This window comes from Streptomyces mesophilus, assembly GCF_040300965.1.
Classification (GTDB): domain Bacteria; phylum Actinomycetota; class Actinomycetes; order Streptomycetales; family Streptomycetaceae; genus Streptomyces; species Streptomyces mesophilus_A.
This window is the reverse complement of record NZ_JBEPEW010000014.1, coordinates 39462-60082: the sequence shown is the minus strand read 5'-3', so window position 1 is coordinate 60082 and position 20621 is coordinate 39462. Positions and strand designations below refer to the sequence as shown.

Here is a 20621-nt window from a genome sequence, read left to right as displayed (position 1 = left end):
TCGTGCCCGCGATCGCGCCTTGACTTCACCCATCCGCGATATATCGTGTTAACAGGAAGACGCGATATGGCGCGTCCAACGCCCCCGGCCCACCACACCCGGGGCCGCCCCAGGCCGAAGGAGGTCAGCCATGCCAGAGTCGACGTGGACCGTCGCGGAGCCCCAGAAGCTCACCTTCGACGACCCGGTGACGACCCTGCAGGTACGCATCGTCAATGGAACGGTGAACGTCGTCGGGACCGATGAAGGTTCCGCCCGCCTCGAGATCACCGAGGTGCACGGACCCGAGCTCATCGTCAGCCATGAGGACGGTGTGCTCACTGTCGGCTATGACGATCTGCCCTGGAAGGGCTGGCTCAAGTTCCTCGACCGCAAGGGCTGGCAGCGCCGCGCCGTCGTCTCGCTCGCCGTGCCCAGCGGCACCCGGGTCGAGGTCGGCGTGGTCGGTGCGAGCGCGATGGTCTCCGGAATCGACGGCCCCACCACGGTCAAGGGCGTCACCGGCGACAGTGCCCTCGTCAGCCTGAGCGGCCCGGTGCGCGCCGAGTCCGTGTCCGGCGATGTCGAGGCGCAGTCCGTCACGGGCGAGCTCCGCTTCAACTCCGTATCGGGGAATCTGACCGTCGTGGACGCCGGTGCGTCCGTACGGGCGGACTCCGTGAGCGGCGACATGATCGTGGACCTGGACCCGGCGGACCGCGCCACGGACGTGGCCCTGAACAGCGTCTCGGGCGAGATCGCCATCCGCCTTCCGCACCCGGCGGACGCCGAGGTCGAGGCGAACACGACCAGCGGCGCCGTCTCCAACGCCTTCGAGGACCTGCGGGTCTCGGGCCAGTGGGGCGCCAAGCGCATCACCGGCCGGCTCGGCGCCGGGCGCGGCAAGCTCAAGGCCACCACGATCTCCGGCGCGATCGCCCTGCTGCGCCGGCCGGCCCGGGACGGGTTCGAGGACACTCCCCCGACGGATGCGCCCCCGGCCGACGCACCGCCCTCCGATGAGGGCCCGACCGGGAAGGTGCTCTGAGATGGCCCCCGTCTTCGCCCACGGCCGGCTGCGGCTGTATCTGCTCAAGCTCCTCGACGAGGCACCCCGCCACGGGTACGAGGTGATCAGGCTGCTCGAGGAACGCTTCCAGGGCCTGTACGCCCCGTCCGCCGGCACCGTCTACCCGCGCCTGGCCAAGCTGGAGGCCGAGGGTCTGGTCACACACACCACCGAGGGCGGCCGCAAGGTCTACTCGATCACCGAAGCGGGCCGCGCCGAACTGGCCGGCCGCAGCGGCGAACTGGCCGACTTGGAGCTGGAGATCCGCGAGTCCGTCGCCGAGCTCGCGGCCGAGATCCGCGACGACGTGCGCGGCGCGGCCGGCGATCTGCGGCGCGAGATGCGGGCCGCGGCGGGCGAGGCACGCTCCTCCGGGAAGAAGTCCGGACGCGGTACGGACTGGGAGGCCGCGTTCGGCGACAGCGAGTCCTGGAAGCTGGCCAAGGAGGAACTGCGGCGCGCCAAGCAGGAGTTGAAGGACCAGGCCAGGCGGGCCAAGGACGAGTCGCGGCGGGCCCGCGAGGAGGCCGATCAGGCGCGGCGGAAGGCGCAGGACGCGCACCGCGAGGCGCAGGCCGAGGCGCGCGAGGAGATGCAGCGGATCGCGAAGTCGGTCCAGGACAAGGTGCAGGACCACTTCCAGCGGGGCGACTGGCCGACCGGGCTCCGCGAGGGTCTCTCGGAGATCACCAAGGAGCTGGGCCGGTTCACCAAGCCGGGCGCCTGGAGCGGGGCATCCGGTCCGTCCGGGCCCGCCTCGGAGTCCGAGCCGCGTTCGGAGTCCGGGTCGCGTGTGGTCGTGGACGTCGACAAGTCCGCCGGCGCCGATGCCGTACGCGAGGACGGGGCCGTACGGGACGACGCGACCGTACGCGATGACGTACCGCCGTCCGCGGAGGAACCCGCGTGGGCGCACGAGAAGTCGACGGGTGACCCGGCGCGCGATCTGGACCGGCTGCTCGACCGCTTCAGGGACGACATCCGGGACGCGGCCCGCGATCACGGCGTGACGTCCGAGCAACTCATCGAGGCGCGGCGGCACTTGTCGGCCACCGCGGTGCGGCTCGGAGCCGTGCTGCGGGGGCGGGGCGCGAAGTAGGGACGCACCGGCGCACGGGAACGGGCGAGGACTCCTGGAGTCCTCGCCCGTTCCCGCTCACGAGCCACCGACCGTTAGTCGCCGATGTGGAAGACAATCTGGTGCAGGTAGATGATCTTGGTGTCTGCTCCGTCCGGGGCATCCGGGTTCGGCGCGTCGGACTGGAAGTAGAACTGCGGTGACTTGGCGCCGCCGAGCTCGCCCTTGTCCTGGAGCTCCGCCAGTTCCTTGACGAAGGTGTTGGCGTCCGGCGTCGTGGTGCCGAGCTTGTCCGCGAGGTCACCGTCGACGACCACCTTGAGGCGGTTGTCGTCGAGCATGACGTCCATCGCGGCCCCGGTGGCGCTGTCCGGCACGAACGTGGGCTCCGTCTCGCCGCCCTCGCACTGGTAGTGGCCGAGGACAAGACCCAGCGTCGTGTTCGGTGCCTCACCGCCGAAGGTGACCGATTCGACCGCACCGTAGGGACCCTGGCCGTCGCCGGAGCAGACCGAGTCGGCCGGGTTCTCTCCGCCCGCCCCGCCCTTGCCGTCTCCGCCGTCCTTACCGCCCGATCCGGCGTCCTTGCTCGCGTCGGGCGCGGGCGTACCCGGCTTGTCCCCTGCGGGCTTCGAAGGCTTCCCGGTCGGTGAGGCGGTCGCGGTCGGCTTGCTCCCGCCGGCGGCCCCGTCGTCCTCGCTCGGCTGGCAGGCCGTGGTGGTCAGGAGGGCGGCGAGGGCGACGGCCCCCAGGGCGAAGCTCTTCCGGCTCTTACGGCCAGCGCGCATGGTGATCCCCCGATGTCTAGGGCCGGCCGCATGGTCCGGTGCGGTCCGACCTGCTTGGTCCGACCCGCTCGGCCTGACCGGCGAGCAGATTCTGCCCCGACTGGATCACCGAACCATCCTCGCCCGCGCGATCGTTACCGATCACGGACATGGAGGGAACACTTCCGTTCCCTCCCGGCCGCCCCTCCCCCGTATTTCAGGTAACCCCACCTCACCTGCGCCCCCGCCCGAACCCGCGGCCGGAAGCCGGCCGGCCCGCGCTCACCCGCACTGCCAGAGGAACCGCCCTTCCTTCCCGTCCGGCGACAGGAAGGCATACCCCACCCCCATGTCCCCGAAGTTGACGTAGAACGGCAGCCCCGCCGAGTCCAGCTGAGCTATCAGCTGCCAGCCGGGGCCGGGGTGCTCACCGCCCTGCAGCCAGTTCGGCTGGACGTCCGGGCCGCCCAGGAACTGCCACTCCTCCCCGTCCGGCGCCCGCTCCACCGCCCGCGGGACGAAGTCCTCACCCGCCGAGGGCCCCGCACCCGCCGCCTCGACCGTGAGGAAGTCCGGGACACGGCCCGCGGGCTGGACGACCAGCGCGTTCTCCCCGCCATCCGGCTCCCATGTCGCCTCGCCGCCGGCCTCCGAAGCCGTCATGAAGAGATAGCCGAGCCGGCCGTCGCCCAGCTCGAACTGGCCCAGGAACTCCATGGGCTCACCGCTCTCCCGCGAGAGCGGCCACTGCGGCTCATCGAGCCACACGGGCTGACCGCCGACCTTGGTGACCGGCCGGCGCACCGCGGTGTCCGCGGGGACGAATTCGACGGGCACGGGCATGAGGGACTCCTTGTGAGGGCACGAGGACTCGACTCCCTGCACGCTAACGGGCCCCACTGACAACGCCCTTCGACCTGCGGGGATACTGGCGGCGACCAGCAACACCCGGCACACAGGAGGCGCCCGGCATGACTGCCGACCACCGCATCGGACCGCCGCTGACCGGCGGCGAACGCGAGACCCTGCGCGCCTTCCTCGACTACCACCGCGCGACCCTCGCCATGAAGTGCGAAGGACTCACGGACGAGGAGCTGCGGCAGCGCTCCATGCCGCCGTCCACGCTCTCACTGCTCGCTCTGGTGCGGCATATGGCGGAGGTGGAACGCGCCTGGTTCCACCGGGCGTTCGAGGACCACGACGCGCCCATGGTGTGGTCCGACGAGATCGACTTCCAGGCCGCGTACGACGCGAGCGCCTCCACCCGGGCCGAGGCCTTCGGCGCCTGGGACGCGGAGGTCGAACGGTCGCGCCGGATCGAGAAGGCGGCCGAATCGCTCGATGCGACCGGATACCAGCCGCGCTGGGACAAGGAGATCTCGCTGCGGATGGTGATGGTGCACGTGCTGCTCGAGTACGGACGGCACAACGGCCACGCGGACTTCCTGCGCGAGGGCGTCGACGGGACCACCGGGGCCTGAGCGGGTCTCGCGCCGGAAGGACCTCAGACAGGTCCCACTCCAGAGGGCCTCAGACAGCTCCCGCCCCGAAGGACCTCAGACAGGCCCCGCCCCCGAGGGCCTCAACCCGCCTTGGCCGCACCCCCGTTCCCGCTCCCGAGCACCCTCTCCACCGCGTCGAAGGTCACCCCGCACCCCGCGAGGACATCCCGTACGACCCCTGGCCGCGCCGCCATCGCGAGCAGCAGGTGCTCGTCCCCGATGCTCTTCTCCTTGCGCGCAAGGGCCACCCGCAGCGACTGCTCCAGGACCGTCTTGGCCTCCCGCGTGAACGGACGGTGACCCGAGCCGGCCCACAGGCGCCGCCCTCGCGGCCTGCCGTGCGCCAACGCGCCCTCACCGTGCGCCTCTTCGACCCGCGAGACGATCGCGCCGACATCGATCCCGAACCCGGCCAGCGCCTCGGCGTCCGCCGCCGAGACCCCTCCGCGCCGCCGCGCCTCCTCCAGACCGGAGACCACCGCCTCCGGCCGCACCCCCAGGGCCGAGAGCGCGAACGCGCCCTTCGTACCGCGGGCGTCGAGCAGCGCGAGCAGCAGATGCCCGGCCTCGACCCTGTCGGCGCCCCCGAGTTCCGCATGGGCCACCGCGCCTTCGACCACGCCTCGCGCGCCCTCCGTGAACCGCTCGAACATCGCTACCTCCCATGCTTCTTGTGGACGGCCTGCCTGCTCACCCCGAGCTCGGCGGCGATCTCCTGCCAGGACCAGCCCTGGTTGCGCGCACTGCGCACCTGGACCGCTTCGAGCTGTTCGAGCAGACGCCGCAGCGCGGCCACCGCCCGCAGCCCGACCCTGGGGTCACGATCGCCCGCCCGCTCGGCGAGATCCGTTGCTTCGGTCATGGTGTCAATTTAGGTTGACAGTCGTCGGCGTGTCAACCCGAGTTGACACACCGAAGTCGGGGACACGGCGAAGGCCCGCCCGCGCCGAGCGCGGACGAGCCTTCGTACAAGAGGTGCGCAGAGGAAATGCGCGAGGTCAGACGGACAGCACCAGCTTCCCGAAGAGCTCGCCCGACTCCATGCGCGCGAACGCGTCCCGCGCCTGGTCGAGCGGCAGGATGTCGTCGATGACGGGGCGCACTCCCGTGGCGGCGCAGAACGAGAGCAGGTCCTCCAGCTCGTCCTTGCTGCCCATCGTCGAGCCCACGATCTTCAACTCCAGGAAGAAGACCCGGGTCAGCTCGGCGTGCGAGGGGCGGTCACCGCTCGTGGCACCCGAGATCACCAACGTGCCGCCCGGACGCAGGGACTTGACGGAGTGCGACCAGGTGGCGGCGCCGACCGTCTCGATCACGGCGTCCACGCGCTGGGGAAGACGCGCGCCCGGCTCCACCGCCTCGACCGCGCCGAGCTCGACCGCCCGCTTCCGCTTGGCCTCGTCCCGGCTGGTCGCGAAGACCCGCAGCCCCGCCGCCTTGCCGAGCACGATCGCGGCCGTCGCGACACCGCCGCCCGCGCCCTGTACGAGGACCGAGTCCCCGGGCCGTACGCCGGCGTTGGTGAAGAGCATGCGGTACGCGGTGAGCCAGGCGGTCGGCAGACAGGCTGCCTCGGCGAAGCTGAGCTCCTTGGGCTTGGGCAGCACGTTCCAGGTGGGCACGGAGACCTGCTCGGCGAACGTGCCCTGGTAGCGCTCGGTGAGGATCGAGCGGGGCTCCTTGGGGCCGACCCCGTGGCCGGACTGGCCGATGACCGAGTGCAGGACGACCTCGTTGCCGTCCTCGTCGATCCCCGCGGCGTCGCAGCCGAGGATCATCGGAAGCTTGTCCTCACCAAGGCCCACGCCCCTCAGCGACCACAGGTCGTGGTGGTTGAGGGAGGCGGCCTTGACGTTGATGGTCGACCAGCCCTCGCGGGCGGCGGGCGCGGGGCGCTCGCCCAACTCGAGCCCGGCGAGCGGCTGATCACGGTCGATGCGTGCGGCATAGGCGGCGAACATGCTGGTGACGATATTGCGCAGGCGGGGCGGGGCGGAACCGCACCACGGTGTGACACCCCGCACCCCCTGCGAATCAGGATCTAGTCCCTCCTGTACTGCGCAGGCGACCCCTTCGTCCCCGGGTCCTCGTACGACCCCGCCTTGCCCCGGTCCACATGGAACGTGGTCAGCGTCGACACCGGCGAGAGAGGGTCCCTGCGGTCCCCGATCACCCGCATGTGCGTGCTGAAGCGCTCGGGCGTGACCTCGTACACGTCGTATCCGTAGCGGTTGCCCTCGAAGTACTTGAGGTGCGGGTTGGCCTTGCCCATCAGCGGGCCGTTGGTGGCGTTCCAATCCGCCGAGTACGCGCCGGACGTGACCGAGTGCGCGGTGAACTCGGTGCCCACGAGCGGGGAGTCGGGCCGGTCGAAGTCGACCCGGATGTCGTCGACGAAGGCGGAGTGCCAGTCCCCCGTCAGGACGACCAGGTCCTCGAGGCCGCTGTCGTGCACGTGGCCGAGCACCTCGCGCCGTTCGGCGAGGAAGCCGTCCCACTGATCGGTGAACATGTAGCCGCTGCCGGTGGGACGGCGCAGCTGGCTCAGCATGATCGAGTTTGCCCAGACATGCCAGGCGTCGGGCGCCTTGTCGATGCCCTGCTTCAGCCAGGCCTTCTGGTCCGCGCCGAGGATCGTGCCGTCGGGGAGGTTCTGCGCCGAGCGGTACGAGCGCAGGTCGAGCACGGTCAGTTCGAGCAGGTCGCCCCAGCGGCGCACCCGGTGGATCTCCGGGTCGGGCAGGGCCATCGAGCCGAAGGAGTCGCGGTGCGGCATGTGCTCGTACCAGGCCTGGTAGGCGGCCGCCCGCCGCTTCATGAACGGCGCCCCGCCGCCCGTGCCGCTGTAGTCGTTGACGACCTCGTGGTCGTCCCAGGTCAAAAACCACGGGTGCGCGGCGTGCGCCTCGCGCAGCGAGCGGTCGCCCTTGTAGAGGGCGTGCCGCTTGCGGTAGTCGCCGAGGGTGAGGATCTCGGGTCCGTCGTGGTCGCGGACATGGCTCTCCGGTATGCCGCCGACCTGGCCGTGCTCGTAGATGTAGTCGCCGAGGTGGATGACGAAGTCGAGGTCCTCGCGGGCGATGCCGCGGTGCGCCGCGTAGTAACCGTCGTGGAACGCCTGGCAGTTGGCGGTGGCGAAGAGGGCCTTGCCGATACGTCCGGCCGGCGCCGTCTTCGTACGGCCGACGCGGCTCGTCCTGCCGAGGGCGCGGAACGCGTACCAGTAGTGGCGGCCGGGGCGCAGGCCCTCCACCGCGATGTGCACGCTGTGGCCGAGCGTCGCGGACGCCGCCGTCGTGCCGTGCGCGACGACCCGGCGCATCCGCGGGTCCTCCGCCACGGTCCACCGCACCTCGACGGTCTCCGGCAACTGCTGCTCGGCGGCGAGGGGTTCGGGCGCGAGTCTCGTCCACAGAAGTATCGAGTGCGGCTGCGGATCGCCGGAGGCGACGCCGAGCGTGAAGGGCGCCGGATCGTAGTCGGCGCCGAGCGTCTCGGCGGCCTCGCGGGCCTCGGCGGGGGTGAGGCCCGCGGCCAGCGGCCAGGCGACGTTCAGGGCGCCGGCGGCGGCCGCGGCCTTCAGCAGATCACGACGGTTCAGCTTCACGGCCGGCCTCCGGTGGCGTGCAGGGTGAGGGAGACGGCGTCCGCGTAGCCGTCGTTGGACGTGCCGCCGCCGCTGCGGGTGAACACGAGCAGGACGCGGGCGCGACGCGCCCCGGGCGGCACCGCGGCCTCGGCAGCGCACTCGACGAGCGCGGTACGGCCCAGGCGCTCGGCGGCACTCACCGGTCCGAGCACGCTCAGCGCGAGGGGCGTGCCGTCGGCGGACCTGAACTCCACGGAGAGGCGTGCTCCGTCCTCCTGGCCCGCGTAGCCGCCGAGCCAGCCGCTCACCGCGTACCGCACCCGGCCCGCGTCGACTTCCCGCCGTCCGGTCGCACCGCGCGCCGGCAGCTCGATGTCCTGCACCAGGGCGGTGCGCGCGCTGGTGCCGCCGGAGAAGAACCGGCTGCCGCGCGCGGCGGGCCCCGGGTCGTCCGGGGTCGGATAGCCACCGCCGAGGCTGTACGCGATCAGCGCGGGAGCACCCTGCGCGATCCGCCAGCCCGGCACGGCGTCGACCGGGTCGGCGCCGCCGCCCGGTCCGGATTCCGCGTCACCGTTGACGACAAGGTTCACTCGTCTGCCTCCAGGGTCATGGGGGTTGGACAACCGCGCGCATCCCACCAGCCCCTGATGAACCACGGAAGGCGCCCGCCCCAACTCTCCGTCGGAACCCGGAAGTCAGGCGCGAGAAGGCCCGGGCTCCGGACGCGCAAAGGGCCCCACTCCGGACGCGTCAGAGGGCCCAACCCCCAGACACGCAAAAGGGCCCCGCCTCCGAAAGGAGGCAGAGCCCTGAAGCGTGAACTCGCTTGCCGCTAGCGGCGCGCGACACCTTCCGCGCGAGCGGCGGCGGCCACGGCCGCGGTGACCGCGGGGGCCACGCGCTCGTCGAACGGCGAGGGGATCACGTACTCGGCGGACAGCTCGTCACCGACGACCGCGGCGAGCGCGTCGGCGGCGGCGATCTTCATGCCCTCGGTGATACGGGAGGCCCGCACCTGGAGCGCGCCGGCGAAGATGCCGGGGAACGCGAGCACGTTGTTGATCTGGTTCGGGAAGTCCGAACGGCCCGTGGCCACGACCGCCGCGTACTTGTGCGCGACGTCGGGGTGCACCTCGGGGTTCGGGTTGGCCATGGCGAACACGAACGAGTCGGGCGCCATCGACGCGACCGCCGGCTCCGGGACCGTACCGCCGGAGACACCGATGAAGACATCGGCGCCGGACAGGGCGGACTCCAGGGAGCCGGAGATGTTCGCCTTGTTGGTGAGCTCGGCGAGCTCGCGCTTGACCGGCGTGAGGTCGTCGCGGTCGCGCGAGACGATGCCCTTGCGGTCGGCGACGGAGACATCGCCGATGCCCGCCTCGAGCAGGAACTTGGCGATCGCGACACCCGCCGCACCGGCGCCCGAGATCACCGCGCGCAGGTCGCCCAGCGTGCGGTTCGTCAGCTTCGCGGCGTTACGCAGCGCCGCGAGCGTCACGACGGCCGTGCCGTGCTGGTCGTCGTGGAAGACCGGGATGTCCAGCTCGTCCTGGAGCCGCCGCTCGATCTCGAAGCAGCGGGGCGCCGAGATGTCCTCGAGGTTCACGCCGCCGAAGGACGGGGCGAGCCGCTTCACGGTCTCGACGATCTCGTCCACGGACGTGGTCGCGAGCGCCAGCGGGACCGCGTCCACGCCGCCGAACTGCTTGAAAAGAATCGCCTTGCCCTCCATCACCGGGAGAGAGGCGGAAGGACCGATGTCACCGAGCCCGAGCACGGCCGTACCGTCGGTGACGACGGCCACGACGTTCGAGGTCCACGTGTAGTCGTGGACGAGCTCCGGCTGCTCGGCGATGGCGCTGCACACCTTGGCCACACCAGGTGTGTACGCGAGGGACAGGTCGTCCTTGTCACGGACCGGCACCGTGGCCTGAACAGCCATCTTGCCGCCGCGATGCAGCGCGAAGGCCGGATCGAAGGGCTCGTCGGCCCCGTCCGTTCCGGCGTCGCTGCGAGGATTGACGATCTCCGCTGCCACTTTGTCTGACCCCTTAAAGGTTCAATCGTTTGAGGGTTGCCGCTCCCTGTTCGGGAGCGGGCGGGCACCGCGGGACTCCTCGCCGTTGGGCGATGGGCCTCCCAGGCAAGGGGGAGATGTCCACGCGCGGGCGCGCCGCACACGCGCCCTGGTCCCCGGATGAGGGGTGTAACGCTCTTTTGTACAGGATGGAACGGGGACTCCACGAGAGAGATTCGCCTCAACCTGCGCCTCAAAGCTAGGGCAAATGCCCGACTCGGGAGCAAAAGTCCAAGACCGGCGTCCAGATGGCGAGATGGGGAGCATTTGGTCCGGTTAGCGGTGGTTCACCAAGCGGGCGCTCACCCTTGGGATCACGGGGTTCGATGCCCCCTCGCGCACCCGTTATCCGATTTTGACATGGGCGGCACCCTGAATCGCCTAGTCCGAATGGCAAGATGCCGTAATCACACAAGGTCGCGACACCCGAAGCCGTGTGCACGACCGCTGATCGCTCCCTCATCAGCACACATCTGCCGGAGGACCCCCATGACCGCAAGCACCACCCGTCGTACGACCGCCAAGTCCCGGATAGCCGCGGTCGGCGCCATCGCGGTCGCCGGCGCGCTGATCCTGACCGGTTGCGGCGACCAGACGAAGGACAGCGGCAAGGAGGGCGACTCGACGAAGGCCGGCGAGAAGACCTCGGCGCCGCTCTTCGACAAGCTGCCCAAGGAGATCCAGGACAAGGGCGTCATCAAGGTCGGTTCGGACATCGCGTACGCGCCCGTCGAGTACGTGGACGAGGACGGCAAGACCGTCGGTATCGACCCGGACATCGCCGCGGCCATGGGCAAGCAGCTCGGCGTCGAGTTCAAGTTCGAGAACGGCAAGTTCGCCGACCTGATCGGTGGCCTCGGCGGCGGTCGCTACGACATCGCCATGTCGGCCATGACCGACACCAAGGACCGCCAGGAAGGCATCGACGGCGACACCGGCAAGAAGGTCGGCAAGGGCGTCGACTTCGTCGACTACTTCGTCGCGGGCGTCTCCCTCTACACCAACAAGGGCGAGACCCAGGGCATCAAGACCTGGGACGACCTGTGCGGCAAGACCATCGCCGTACAGCAGGCCACCTTCTCCCTTGACCTGGCCAACGACCAGGCCAAGAAGTGCAAGACGGACGGCAAGCCGGCCCTCAAGGTCGAGGACTTCCCGACCAACCCCGAGGCCGAGACCCGGATGCGCGGCGGCGGCGCCGACGTCGTCTCCGCGGACTTCCCGATCGCCGCGTACAGCGTGAAGAACTCGGGCGGCGGCAAGAACTTCGAGATCGTCGGCGACCAGGTCGAGGCCGGCCCCTACGGCATCGCCGTGGCCAAGGGCAACGACCAGCTGCGCGACGCCCTCAAGGCCGCGCTCGACGCCGTCATCAAGAGCGGCGATTACGACAAGATCATCTCGAAGTGGGGCGTTGCGGACGGCGCCGTCAAGGAAGCCGCCATCAACGGCGGCAAGTGACCGGTTCCGGCACCCGCTGGTTTGAAAGGCAACACCCGTGACTGCTGACGTCAACAAGACGGACGGCCCGGGCGGCGCCCGCGGCGGCGGACCGGAGGTCATCAAGGCCATCCCGGTCCGCCACCCGCTGCGCTACGTCTCGGCTCTGATCGCGCTGGGCATCCTCGTCGCGATCGTCTACGCGTTCGCCCAGTCGGACAAAATCAACTGGGGCGCGCTGCCCGACTACTTCTTCAACGACCGCATCCTCGACGGTGTCGTCGAGACGATGAAGCTGACCATCCTCGCGATGGTCATCGGCGTCGTCCTCGGTGTCCTGCTCGCCGTGATGCGGCTGTCGAAGAACCCGGTGACCAGCAGCATCGCCTGGTTCTACATCTGGTTCTTCCGCGGCACCCCGGTCCTGGTCCAGCTGTTCGTCTGGTTCAACCTGGGCCTGGTCTTCGAGTACGTCAACCTCGGTCCGTTCTACAAGGACCAGTGGTCGGACTTCATGACGCCGATGCTGACGGCGCTGCTCGGCCTGGGCCTCAACGAGGCCGCGTACATGGCGGAGATCTGCCGCGCCGGTCTGCTCTCGGTCGACGAGGGCCAGACCGAGGCCTCGCACGCGCTCGGCATGAGCCACTCCAAGACCCTGCGCCGCATCGTGATCCCGCAGTCGATGCGGGTGATCGTGCCGCCGACGGGCAACGAGGTCATCAACATGCTGAAGACCACCTCGCTGGTCTCGGCGGTGCAGTACCTCGACCTGTTCCGGGTCACCCAGCAGATCGGTGAACGCTCGACGGCCACCGTCGAGATGTACTTCCTCGCCGCCGCCTGGTACCTGGTGATGACCTCGATCCTGTCCGTGGGTCAGTACTACGTGGAGCGCTACTACGCCAAGGGCTCCACACGCTCGCTCCCGCCGACGCCGGTCCAGCGCCTGAAGGCCGCTCTGATCCCGTCGCGCAATCTGTCGGGAGGTCTCCGATGACCGCGGTTCCCATGGTCAAGGCCGAGAACGTCCACAAGTCGTTCGGCAGCGTCGAGGTCCTCAAGGGCATCGACCTCGAGGTCGCGCCGCGTGAGGTGTTCTGCCTCATCGGCCCGTCCGGTTCGGGCAAGTCGACGTTCCTGCGGTGCATCAACCACCTGGAGCAGATCTCCGGCGGCCGGCTCTCGGTCGACGGCCAGCTGGTCGGCTACCGCGAGAAGAACGGCAAGCTGTACGAGCTCAAGGACAGCGAAGTCGCCCTGCAGCGCCGGGACATCGGCATGGTCTTCCAGCGCTTCAACCTGTTCCCGCACATGACGGCGCTCGAGAACGTCATGGAGGCTCCGGTCCAGGTCAAGCGCGAGTCCAAGGCCGTGGCGCGCGAGCGCGCCCAGCGGCTGCTCGACCGTGTGGGCCTGGCGGACAAGGCCGGGAACTACCCGTCCCAGCTCTCCGGCGGCCAGCAGCAGCGCGTCGCGATCGCCCGTGCGCTCGCGATGGAGCCCAAGCTGATGCTCTTCGACGAGCCCACATCGGCGCTCGACCCGGAGCTGGTCGGTGACGTCCTCGACGTCATGCGGGGCCTCGCCGAGGACGGTATGACGATGATCGTCGTCACGCACGAGATGGGCTTCGCCCGCGAGGTCGGCGACTCCCTGGTCTTCATGGACGAGGGCGTGGTCGTCGAGGCGGGCAACCCGCGCGACGTACTGACGAATCCGCAGCACGAGCGGACGCAGTCGTTCCTGTCGAAGGTGCTGTAGCCCCTTCTCATACGGCAGGGGCGGTACGGGATTCCCGTACCGCCCCTGCCGTTTTGCGGCTCAGTCGCTTGCCGCTACGGCAACAGCTGCGGTTTCAGGACCAGTTCACGCAACTGCTCCCGGGTCAGCGGGAACGAGTCCAGGAGGGGGCCCAGCTGCCCTGGCCCCAACCAGCCCGTGGAGTTCAGGACGGAGAGCACGGTGCCGTCCTTCAGCTCGAGGCGCGCGGCCAGTTCGGTGCCCCGCCGTGGCTGCAGCCCCGCCTCGTCTGCGGCGGCCGTCATCCGCCAGATGGACAGGCGCGCCCCGCCCGGCAGCCGCTCGGTGACGCAGTCCGCCATCCTGCTGCTCGTCTTCGGCTTGTCCTGGAGATACACGCACGGGTCACCCGGGTCGAGGTCAGGGTCCGGGGGGTACGCCCGCACCGAGACATACCCGGCACCGCCGCCCCGTTCGACCGCGTAGTCCCCGTCGTACGGACCGACGTCCTCGACCGGCTCGGCGTCCGGGGCGCCCTTGATGAGCCGCACCAGCGACACCTCCCGGACCTCGCCGATCCCGGCGGGCAGCAGGTCCTCGATCCCGCCGGCGCCGCCGGTCTCCCCGGCGGGTGACGCCGCGACCTCGGCGCTCACCCGGCCGGGCAGCACCCCGGCGCCGAGCACGATGCCCGTCGCCATCACGGCCGCCCCGACCCCGACGGCAGCTGCGCGACGCCGCCGCCGTACCCGCCCGGCCCGAGCGAACACCGCCTCCGCGTCCCGCCCCACCGGAACCGGCACCCGCTCCACGGCCCGCTCCAGCAACTCCCGTACAGCCTGCCGCTCACTCATACGTGCTCCTCCCGCACCGCGGCCCGCATCGCCGCGATTCCCCTCGCCGCATGGCTCTTGACCGTGCTCTCGCGCATGCCGAGCAGCTCGGCGGTCTCGGCGACGCTCAGGTCGTCCCAGTACCGCAGGACGAGCACCGCCCGCTGCTTGGGTGCGAGCCGTGCGAGCGCGGCCCGCACCATCAGTCCCGTGTCGCTGTCGACCGACACCCCTGGCCCGTCCGGCACTTCGCCGTACGCCTGCTCGCGCCGCCAGAAGCGGCGACGGGCGGCGATGAAGGTGTTGACGAGCGTCTTGCGCGCATACGCCTCGAGATGGTCGATCCGCCCGTGGCGCCGCGCCCCGAGCACGACCTTGACCAGCGTCGTCTGTACGAGGTCCTCGGCCTCGTGCCGATCGCCGCACAGCAGATACGCGCTGCGGAACAGCGCCGTACGTCTGCCCTCGACAAAGGCGTGCAGGGTGTCCTCCGCCCCTCGCCCCATCCCTCCCCCTCCGCCCGCGGCCCACCGGGTACGGACCGTCTCACTCCTACAGGTGCGGTGGACAGGTCCGCAGGACGCAGCAGAGGCGGTACGGAAATTCCGTACCGCCTCCGAAGCCGTCTGCCGCAAGGGCTACTTGAGCGCAAGCACCAGCGAATCCGCCGGCGAGGCCCAGACCGTGCGGGCCTCCGCGAAGCCCATGTCCCTCAGGGTGCGGGCGTGCCAGTCTGCCGAGGGCATGTCGCCGTCCGCATGGTCGCCGTAGATCTCGAAGCGCTCGGCCGTCGGGCCGGCGAGGACCGGATCGGCGGCGGCGAGCTGCCACCACTCCTTCCAGTCGAGGACGCCCTCGGACTTGACCTGCCGGGCGCGCGCGTTGCGCTGGGCGCTCTCGGCGGCGTTGATCCGCGGGGTGGCCGGGTCCGGCATGTGGTCGGCGTTCATGAAGACCCCGCCCACGCGGACGAGATCCGCGATCTGCCCGTACAGGACGGCGAGTTCGGGGCTGTGCAGCCAGTGCAGCGCGGTCGCGGTGAGCACGGCGTCGTAGCTGTCGTACGGGAGCTTCGCGGCCCAGTGCGGATCCTTGAGGTCCGCCCGTACGAAGGTGACGCGGCCGTCGCCCGCGAAGGTGCCCCCGGCGATGGTGAGCAGCGCCGGGTCCAGGTCCACGCCGGTACTCACGGCCTCGGGGAACCTCTTGAGGAGCCGGTCCGTAATACTCCCCGTACCGCATGCCAGATCCAGCACCCGCGCCTTCGGACCGACCAGGGCCTCCACCATGTCGAGCATGACCGAAAACCGCTCCTCGCGGTCCGGCAGGTACCACTGCTGCTGCCGGTCCCAGCTGTCCTGCCAAGCACGCCAGTCCGTGGTGGTGTGGGTGTCCGTCATGGTTCCCCTCCGTAGGTAATACCCTGTACGTAAGCCCCCGATCAGGGCTCCGCCCATTACTTCCGTACGACGAAGATAGACCGCATCCGTAAGGACTACAAGTGGAACTGACCTATTACGCGGACTACGCAGTGCGTCTCGTCAACAGCGAGGAGCCGGCCCGCGGCAAGGATGCGCTGACCGGCGTCGAGGCGGTCCGTGCGCTGTTCGGCGGCAATCAGTCGGCGGCGCGGCGCGCGACGGACGCGGACGTGACGCGCTTCCGTTCGGTGCGGGGGCGGCTGCGCGCGGTGTTCGAAGCGGCCGACAGCGGGGACGAGACCCTCGCGGTCGACCTCCTGAACTCCCTGCTCCTGGAGTTCCCGGTGAGCCCGCAGATCTCCGGGCACGACCACCGTGACGACCAGGACAACCCGCTGTGGCACATGCATCTCGCGGACCACCCGTCGAACGCGACCGCGGGCTATGCGGCGATCGCCTCGATGGGGCTCGCCTTCCACCTCACCGAGCACGGCGTCGACCGTCTCGGCCTGTGCGAGGCGGCGCCCTGCCGCAACGCCTATCTCGACACCTCGACCAACCGCTCGCGCCGCTACTGCTCGGACCGCTGCGCGACCCGCGCCAATGTCGCGGCCTACCGGGCCCGCAAGCGCGAGGAGGCGGCGGCCCGCACGGACCGGGACGCGAAGACGGGACGTACCGCCGAGTAGAGCCAGAGCAGCAGCCGCCGGCCCTCGGCCCGCGGCCGGTAGCGCCCGAGCACCTTGGCGAGCACCAGCTCCTCGGGCACGGTCCCGTAATCCGTGCTGTCCCCGCCGGCGAAGGAGTTGTCCCCGAGCACCCACCAGCCGCCCTCGCGCCGCTCCACGGCGCGCTTGACGACCAGCAGGTCCTGCTGGAACGGATGACGGAGCACCACCACGTCACCCGGCCGGATGCGCACCCCGTACCGGATGAGCAGCTGGTCGCCGTGGTGCAGCGTGGGGACCATCGACGGCCCGTGCACCTCGGCGATCCCGAACGGCACTCTGCCCTCGCCCACTCGCACCGACTCCCGCATCAGGCACCTCCCGCCAGCCGTGTCGCCGCCCACCTATCAGTGTGCAGTGGGATCGTCCACGGGTCCCAGGGTCACCCTGGACTTTTGACCTAAGCCGTCGGGGGCACCCGCGAATCTCACCTTCCCAGGGAGTAATCTCCCACTTGAGAAGACGATCACGAGGAAGGACAGCTACATGCTCTCCCGCCTGTTTGCCCCCAAGGTGACGGTCAGCGCCCACTGCGACCTGCCCTGCGGTGTGTACGACCCCGCCCAGGCCCGTATCGAGGCGGAGTCCGTCAAGGCCGTCCAGGAGAAGATGGCGGCGAACGACGACCCGCACTTCCAGGCTCGCGCCGTTGTCATCAAGGAGCAGCGCGCCGAGCTCGCCAAGCACCACGTCTCGGTGCTGTGGAGCGACTACTTCAAGCCCCCGCACTTCGAGAAGTACCCGGAGCTGCACCAGCTGGTGAACGACACCCTCAAGGCCCTCTCGGCCGCGAAGGGATCGGTCGACCCGGCCACGGGCCAGAAGGCGCTGGACTACATCGCCCAGATCGACAAGATCTTCTGGGAGACCAAGAAGGCCTGATCCAAGGCCTGTTCGCCATGGTCTGCGATCGGTGCACCATCGCAGGTCGGCGGATCCACGTGAGGGACCCGGTCGCGTCATGCGGCCGGGTCCCTTGCGTTGCGACGGGTCCGCGTCAGGCCTGTGCCCGGACCACCGCGCGCAGCAGCGGCCAGTTCTCCGGGGCCGCGCCGCCCGGGTAGGCGTACCGGCGGCGGGTGTACGCGTAGGCGTAGCCCTGGCGGGGGTCGGCGAAGGCGAGGGAGCCCGACGCGCCGCTGTGGCCGAAGGCGCCGGCTCCGACGCAGTCGAAGTGGTGGCCGATGCTGCTGAACCCCAGGCCGAACGACTTCGGTGAGTCGCTCACCAGGTCCGTGCCCGAGGAGTGGATGCGGGCGAACTCGGCGGCCGTGTCCGGCTTCAGGAGGGGCCCGTCCCCGCCCAGGCCGAACGCCGCCGCGGCGTACATCCCGGCGAGGCCCCGCGCGGAGCCGATGCCCGCCACCGACGCCTGGCCCTTCGCGCGGACGAGGCGGGAGTTGGGGAAGTCGTACAGCTCGACGTTGCCGGGCGCGTGCTCGTTGTAGGCGATTCCGGCCAGGCTGTACGGGCTGCGCTCCTCGGCGTCGGCCTCGGCCCGCTGCTCCGGGGTCAGGAGCATCGGCAGGGTGGTGAGGTAGCGCGGCTCCTCGGACTCGGGCAGGCCCAGCCACAGGTCCAGGCCGTACGGGGCGCGGATCCGCTGCTCGTACCACTCCTGCAGGGTACGCCCGGTCACCCGGAACACCACCTCGCCGATGAGTGCTCCGATCACGAAGCCGTGGTAACCGAAGAACCTTCCCGGCTGCCAGAAGGGGCGCTGCCCGGCGAGCAGGGCCGCGATCGCCCGGTCGTCGGCCCCTTCCTCCGGGGTGAAGCCGGCGTCAAGACCGACCAACCCGGCCCGGTGGGCGAGCAGTTCCCGCAGGGTGATGCCGCCCTTGCCCTCGGCCGCGAAGTCCGGCCAGTACGAGGCGACGGTGCGGTCCAGGTCGAGCACGCCGTCCTGGACCAGGAGCGCGGTCACCAGATACGCCGCGCCCTTGGTGGACGAGAAGACACCGAGCAGCGACTCGGCGCCGACCGCGTCCGACCACAGGTCCACCACACGCTCACCGCCCCGGTGGACCGCCAACTGGGCGCCCGGGTCGTGCTCCTGGCCCGCGATGAAGGCGCCGAACGCCTCCCGCACGCCCTCGAAACCGGCGGCCACCGCGCCGTGGACTGCCATACACCCTCCCGGGCTGCCGTGCCGATCTTGCGTCTGCGGTGCTCATTCGACCCGTACCGCTGCCCTCGGGCAAGCCTTTCCGCGCGTACCGCTGCCCTCGGGCAAGCCTTGTCCGCAGGCAGTGAGCGCAAGGAGACCGCATACGACCACGGGCCTCGCGCGTTCGCGCACGGCCATGGACTGGGGCCGGGCCGGTCGGGGAGCATGGCGCGCATGGCGATCTGGAGCATCAGCGCGGAGCCCGTCACCGGCGCCGGGATCGACGAGGTGATGCGGGAGTACTTCGCCGAGATGGGGCGGCGGGTCCTCGGCCGGGCGGTCAGTGCGGCCGAGGTGCAGGCCGTCATCACCCGTGATCCGCACCGCGATCTCGCCCCGCCCGACGGGGAGTTCCTGGTGGCGCGGGGCGGCGAGGGTGAGCTCCTGGGCTGCGTGGGGCTGCGGCTGCTCCCGGCCGACCCGACGACGGCCGAGCTCAAGCGGATGTACGTACGTCCCGCCGGACGCGGAGCGGGCCTGGGCCGCGGACTCCTGGGCGCCGTCGAGGAGGCCGCCGTGAAGCTCGGCGCCACCCGCATCGTCTGCGAGACCAACACCCAGCTGGCCGAGGCCAGGACGCTGTACCTGCGCAACGGTTACGAGGAGACGGCGCCCTACGTGGGCCACGGCCGCGCCGACCACTGGTTCGCCAAAGCCCTTGCCTGACGGGCGCTTCGACCCGCGCTCCTGACGGGACCTCAGTCGTCCTCGTCGGCGGGGTGCAACGCGGACCGTTCGAAGACGAGCGGGCCCGCGGCCTTCTCGTCCAGCACCTTCGCGACGGTGCCCGCTCCTGAGCCGAACTGGTCCGGGAGCACGGCGATCGCTGCTCCGTCGGCACCGAAGACCACCCTGGCCTCGCCCCTCTTCTCCATGCCCACGACCTCGCGGAACGGGATCACCTGGACGTCGCCGCCCGGGTCGCGCATGCCGATGCTGTCAGCGGTGAGGACGAGCCGCGCCCTGCGCGCCCCGGGCCAGATCGCACGGGCCACAAGGGGCGGCCGGAAGACCCTGCCGTCGGGGAGGTCACCGGCGGGATCGGCGCTGCCCGCACGGGGCAGAGCGACCCCGTCGGGTGTGCGCAACCGGGGCTCGGTGCCCTGCGCGACAGCGAGCAGCGCGCTGCGGACCGCGTCGGCGAAGACGGCCGTCACCTCGGCGGGCGTGACGGACTGCAGCCGGTCGAGGCGTTCTTGCGCCGGGCGGTACAGGACTCCGTTGAGCTCGGCCGTCGCGGCCCGGGAGAGCTCCTCCTCGACGGCGCCGAATCTCGCCCCCGCTTCCCGGAAGCCCTCGATCTCCTCCTTGAGCTCGGCGGACCCCGGCTCCTCGCGTGCCAGGCGCAGCGCCTCGTCCCACAGCAGTTCGGCCACCACCTGGTCCTGCTCGGGTCGCGAGTCCAGCCAGATGACCGCGTCCAAGGTGGTGCTGTCCCGCTGGACGATCTCGTACTGCACGGAGTAGCTCAGCCCGCGCTCCCTGCGAGCCCGCTCGGTGAGCCGGTGTTCCAGGAGGGCGTGCCCGAGGGTGGCGGCCGGCGCGTCGTAGGGGAGGGCGAGTCCGAGAGCGGCGCCTTCGATGGGCGCGAAGTCGTATCCAGGGCCGTGCCGCACGACGCGGCACGGAGCCGCGGTCGCGGGCGGTCCGTCCGGGAGAGGCAGTCGCAATCCCTCCGGTACGGGGCCGGTCAGCTGCAGTACGGCGTTGGAGCGGGTGAAGTGGGCGGCGCAATGGGCGCGTACGGCAGCGGAGTCGAGGCGGTCGTAGCCGGGGCCCGCGAGCGGGGCGAGACCGTAACCGGCGTTCCCGTAACGCTGGTTGAGAACGGCGGCCATCGGCAGGGGCACCGGCGAGGTGCCTTCCGCGGCGAGCACCCCCGCCTCGCGCTCCATCCGCTCCAGCGGCAGATCACTCAGCGCGCCGCACACGGCCCCGAGGAACATGGCGATCTGCTCGGGCCGCCCCGCGGCCAGGAACGCGGTCTCCTCCAGACCGACCATGGCGTTGTGCTCGAAGTGCAGCCGGGGCAGCGTTCCCATCGCCAGGTGCTCGACCATATGGGTGACCCCGAAGGACCGGAACGTCTCGTCCCTCACCCCGCACCCGAAGGTCAGGGCGGCCCTCAGCGGGCCGGGCGCATCGGCCCACAGGACAGTCACGCCATCGACGGCGGTGCGTTGCATGGGCCGACCGTACGAGGAGGGCGCAGGACCCGC

The 20621-nt window shown here is 70.6% G+C and carries 21 protein-coding genes and 2 pseudogenes; 9 read left to right on the top strand and 14 right to left on the bottom strand.

Going from position 1 to position 20621, the window contains the following annotated elements; translation table 11 throughout:
* The first annotated feature begins 130 nt into the window (after nucleotides 1–130).
* Both ABT367_RS08100 and ABT367_RS08095 read left to right on the top strand, forming a co-directional pair.
* On the top strand, nucleotides 131–1027 hold the full coding sequence (locus tag ABT367_RS08100) for a DUF4097 family beta strand repeat-containing protein (protein ID WP_352250763.1): 897 nt from the start codon (nucleotides 131–133) through the stop codon (nucleotides 1025–1027).
* A gap of 1 nt (nucleotide 1028) precedes the next feature.
* Nucleotides 1029–2147 carry a PadR family transcriptional regulator gene (locus ABT367_RS08095; RefSeq protein WP_352250761.1) on the top strand — a complete coding sequence of 373 codons (1119 nt, stop codon included), beginning with the start codon at nucleotides 1029–1031 and terminating at the stop codon, nucleotides 2145–2147.
* A 74-nt stretch (nucleotides 2148–2221) separates the two neighbouring features.
* Here ABT367_RS08095 and ABT367_RS08090 read toward each other — a convergent pair whose 3' ends face one another.
* Together ABT367_RS08090 and ABT367_RS08085 are read right to left on the bottom strand one after the other, a co-directional pair.
* Nucleotides 2222–2914 (bottom strand): hypothetical protein, encoded by a 693-nt coding sequence (locus ABT367_RS08090; RefSeq protein ID WP_352250759.1) that lies wholly within the window; start codon nucleotides 2912–2914, stop codon nucleotides 2222–2224.
* A 261-nt stretch (nucleotides 2915–3175) separates the two neighbouring features.
* Nucleotides 3176–3736 carry a hypothetical protein gene (locus ABT367_RS08085; protein ID WP_352250757.1) on the bottom strand — a complete coding sequence of 187 codons (561 nt, stop codon included), beginning with the start codon at nucleotides 3734–3736 and terminating at the stop codon, nucleotides 3176–3178.
* Between the two features lie 128 nt (nucleotides 3737–3864).
* Here ABT367_RS08085 and ABT367_RS08080 point away from each other — a divergent pair, with 128 nt between their 5' ends.
* On the top strand, nucleotides 3865–4374 hold the full coding sequence (locus tag ABT367_RS08080) for a DinB family protein (protein WP_352250755.1): 510 nt from the start codon (nucleotides 3865–3867) through the stop codon (nucleotides 4372–4374).
* A gap of 101 nt (nucleotides 4375–4475) precedes the next feature.
* Here ABT367_RS08080 and ABT367_RS08075 read toward each other — a convergent pair whose 3' ends face one another.
* The 6 genes from ABT367_RS08075 to ABT367_RS08050 all read right to left on the bottom strand — a co-directional run bounded on the left by ABT367_RS08075 (nucleotide 4476) and on the right by ABT367_RS08050 (nucleotide 10028).
* A complete protein-coding gene (locus tag ABT367_RS08075) occupies nucleotides 4476–5048 on the bottom strand; it encodes a Clp protease N-terminal domain-containing protein (RefSeq protein WP_352250753.1) in 573 nt (190 codons plus the stop codon).
* Between the two features lie 2 nt (nucleotides 5049–5050).
* The gene (locus ABT367_RS08070; protein ID WP_165335075.1) at nucleotides 5051–5257 is read right to left on the bottom strand and encodes a helix-turn-helix domain-containing protein; all 207 of its coding nucleotides are present in this window, start codon (nucleotides 5255–5257) and stop codon (nucleotides 5051–5053) included.
* Nucleotides 5258–5393: 136 nt separating this feature from the next.
* A complete protein-coding gene (locus ABT367_RS08065; RefSeq protein ID WP_352250751.1) occupies nucleotides 5394–6356 on the bottom strand; it encodes a zinc-binding dehydrogenase in 963 nt (320 codons plus the stop codon).
* An 80-nt stretch (nucleotides 6357–6436) separates the two neighbouring features.
* Nucleotides 6437–8002 carry an alkaline phosphatase D family protein gene (locus ABT367_RS08060; protein ID WP_352250750.1) on the bottom strand — a complete coding sequence of 522 codons (1566 nt, stop codon included), beginning with the start codon at nucleotides 8000–8002 and terminating at the stop codon, nucleotides 6437–6439.
* Nucleotides 7999–8577 (bottom strand): phosphoesterase, encoded by a 579-nt coding sequence (locus ABT367_RS08055; protein ID WP_352250748.1) that lies wholly within the window; start codon nucleotides 8575–8577, stop codon nucleotides 7999–8001. The genes ABT367_RS08060 and ABT367_RS08055 overlap by 4 nt, the downstream gene beginning before the upstream one ends.
* A gap of 242 nt (nucleotides 8578–8819) precedes the next feature.
* Nucleotides 8820–10028, bottom strand: a complete 1209-nt coding sequence (locus tag ABT367_RS08050; protein WP_352250747.1) for an NAD(P)-dependent malic enzyme — start codon at nucleotides 10026–10028, stop codon at nucleotides 8820–8822.
* Nucleotides 10029–10556: 528 nt separating this feature from the next.
* Between ABT367_RS08050 and ABT367_RS08045 the strand changes: the two genes are divergently transcribed.
* From ABT367_RS08045 to ABT367_RS08035, 3 genes are read left to right on the top strand one after another with little or no spacing between them, the layout of a single operon-like run.
* On the top strand, nucleotides 10557–11528 hold the full coding sequence (locus ABT367_RS08045) for an ABC transporter substrate-binding protein (RefSeq protein ID WP_352250745.1): 972 nt from the start codon (nucleotides 10557–10559) through the stop codon (nucleotides 11526–11528).
* Nucleotides 11529–11565: 37 nt separating this feature from the next.
* Nucleotides 11566–12507, top strand: coding sequence for an amino acid ABC transporter permease (locus ABT367_RS08040; RefSeq protein WP_352250743.1), 942 nt, complete (start codon nucleotides 11566–11568; stop codon nucleotides 12505–12507).
* On the top strand, nucleotides 12504–13271 hold the full coding sequence (locus ABT367_RS08035) for an amino acid ABC transporter ATP-binding protein (protein WP_307813865.1): 768 nt from the start codon (nucleotides 12504–12506) through the stop codon (nucleotides 13269–13271). The genes ABT367_RS08040 and ABT367_RS08035 overlap by 4 nt, the downstream gene beginning before the upstream one ends.
* A gap of 74 nt (nucleotides 13272–13345) precedes the next feature.
* Here ABT367_RS08035 and ABT367_RS08030 read toward each other — a convergent pair whose 3' ends face one another.
* The 3 genes from ABT367_RS08030 to ABT367_RS08020 all read right to left on the bottom strand — a co-directional run bounded on the left by ABT367_RS08030 (nucleotide 13346) and on the right by ABT367_RS08020 (nucleotide 15483).
* Complete coding sequence (locus tag ABT367_RS08030) at nucleotides 13346–14104, bottom strand: hypothetical protein (RefSeq protein WP_352250741.1); 759 nt, start codon at nucleotides 14102–14104, stop codon at nucleotides 13346–13348.
* Complete coding sequence (locus ABT367_RS08025; protein WP_352250739.1) at nucleotides 14101–14589, bottom strand: SigE family RNA polymerase sigma factor; 489 nt, start codon at nucleotides 14587–14589, stop codon at nucleotides 14101–14103. Before ABT367_RS08025 ends, ABT367_RS08030 begins: the two co-directional genes overlap by 4 nt.
* A 132-nt stretch (nucleotides 14590–14721) precedes the next feature.
* A complete protein-coding gene (locus ABT367_RS08020; protein ID WP_352250737.1) occupies nucleotides 14722–15483 on the bottom strand; it encodes a class I SAM-dependent methyltransferase in 762 nt (253 codons plus the stop codon).
* Nucleotides 15484–15584: 101 nt separating this feature from the next.
* On the opposite strand from ABT367_RS08020, the pseudogene ABT367_RS08015 reads away from it, so the two are divergent.
* Nucleotides 15585–16221: pseudogene (locus ABT367_RS08015) on the top strand (CGNR zinc finger domain-containing protein); the annotation flags it as partial.
* A gap of 79 nt (nucleotides 16222–16300) precedes the next feature.
* On the opposite strand, the pseudogene ABT367_RS41435 reads toward ABT367_RS08015, so the two are convergent.
* Nucleotides 16301–16543: pseudogene (locus tag ABT367_RS41435) on the bottom strand (S24 family peptidase); the annotation flags it as partial.
* Nucleotides 16544–16718: 175 nt separating this feature from the next.
* Between ABT367_RS41435 and sodN the strand changes: the two are divergent.
* Nucleotides 16719–17114, top strand: coding sequence for a superoxide dismutase, Ni (gene sodN, locus ABT367_RS08005; protein WP_165335086.1), 396 nt, complete (start codon nucleotides 16719–16721; stop codon nucleotides 17112–17114).
* Nucleotides 17115–17229: 115 nt separating this feature from the next.
* Here sodN and ABT367_RS08000 read toward each other — a convergent pair whose 3' ends face one another.
* A complete protein-coding gene (locus ABT367_RS08000) occupies nucleotides 17230–18363 on the bottom strand; it encodes a serine hydrolase domain-containing protein (RefSeq protein WP_352250731.1) in 1134 nt (377 codons plus the stop codon).
* 213 nt (nucleotides 18364–18576) lie between these two features.
* Between ABT367_RS08000 and ABT367_RS07995 the strand changes: the two genes are divergently transcribed.
* A complete protein-coding gene (locus tag ABT367_RS07995) occupies nucleotides 18577–19068 on the top strand; it encodes a GNAT family N-acetyltransferase (protein ID WP_352250730.1) in 492 nt (163 codons plus the stop codon).
* Between the two features lie 32 nt (nucleotides 19069–19100).
* Here ABT367_RS07995 and ABT367_RS07990 read toward each other — a convergent pair whose 3' ends face one another.
* The gene (locus ABT367_RS07990) at nucleotides 19101–20588 is read right to left on the bottom strand and encodes a hypothetical protein (protein ID WP_352250728.1); all 1488 of its coding nucleotides are present in this window, start codon (nucleotides 20586–20588) and stop codon (nucleotides 19101–19103) included.
* Between the last annotated feature and the right edge of the window lie 33 nt (nucleotides 20589–20621).

Coding starts and splice junctions, on each gene's coding strand:
- ABT367_RS08070 (WP_165335075.1), bottom strand. CDS start 5,257: ATGACCGAAGCAACGGATCTCGCCGAGCGGGCGGGCGATCGTGACCCC.
- ABT367_RS08030 (WP_352250741.1), bottom strand. CDS start 14,104: ATGAGTGAGCGGCAGGCTGTACGGGAGTTGCTGGAGCGGGCCGTGGAG.
- ABT367_RS08095 (WP_352250761.1), top strand. CDS start 1,029: ATGGCCCCCGTCTTCGCCCACGGCCGGCTGCGGCTGTATCTGCTCAAG.
- ABT367_RS08035 (WP_307813865.1), top strand. CDS start 12,504: ATGACCGCGGTTCCCATGGTCAAGGCCGAGAACGTCCACAAGTCGTTC.
- ABT367_RS08025 (WP_352250739.1), bottom strand. CDS start 14,589: ATGGGGCGAGGGGCGGAGGACACCCTGCACGCCTTTGTCGAGGGCAGA.
- sodN (WP_165335086.1), top strand. CDS start 16,719: ATGCTCTCCCGCCTGTTTGCCCCCAAGGTGACGGTCAGCGCCCACTGC.
- ABT367_RS08100 (WP_352250763.1), top strand. CDS start 131: ATGCCAGAGTCGACGTGGACCGTCGCGGAGCCCCAGAAGCTCACCTTC.
- ABT367_RS08075 (WP_352250753.1), bottom strand. CDS start 5,048: ATGTTCGAGCGGTTCACGGAGGGCGCGCGAGGCGTGGTCGAAGGCGCG.
- ABT367_RS08020 (WP_352250737.1), bottom strand. CDS start 15,483: ATGACGGACACCCACACCACCACGGACTGGCGTGCTTGGCAGGACAGC.
- ABT367_RS08090 (WP_352250759.1), bottom strand. CDS start 2,914: ATGCGCGCTGGCCGTAAGAGCCGGAAGAGCTTCGCCCTGGGGGCCGTC.
- ABT367_RS07990 (WP_352250728.1), bottom strand. CDS start 20,588: ATGCAACGCACCGCCGTCGATGGCGTGACTGTCCTGTGGGCCGATGCG.
- ABT367_RS08000 (WP_352250731.1), bottom strand. CDS start 18,363: ATGGCAGTCCACGGCGCGGTGGCCGCCGGTTTCGAGGGCGTGCGGGAG.
- ABT367_RS07995 (WP_352250730.1), top strand. CDS start 18,577: ATGGCGATCTGGAGCATCAGCGCGGAGCCCGTCACCGGCGCCGGGATC.
- ABT367_RS08080 (WP_352250755.1), top strand. CDS start 3,865: ATGACTGCCGACCACCGCATCGGACCGCCGCTGACCGGCGGCGAACGC.
- ABT367_RS08085 (WP_352250757.1), bottom strand. CDS start 3,736: ATGCCCGTGCCCGTCGAATTCGTCCCCGCGGACACCGCGGTGCGCCGG.
- ABT367_RS08045 (WP_352250745.1), top strand. CDS start 10,557: ATGACCGCAAGCACCACCCGTCGTACGACCGCCAAGTCCCGGATAGCC.
- ABT367_RS08065 (WP_352250751.1), bottom strand. CDS start 6,356: ATGTTCGCCGCCTATGCCGCACGCATCGACCGTGATCAGCCGCTCGCC.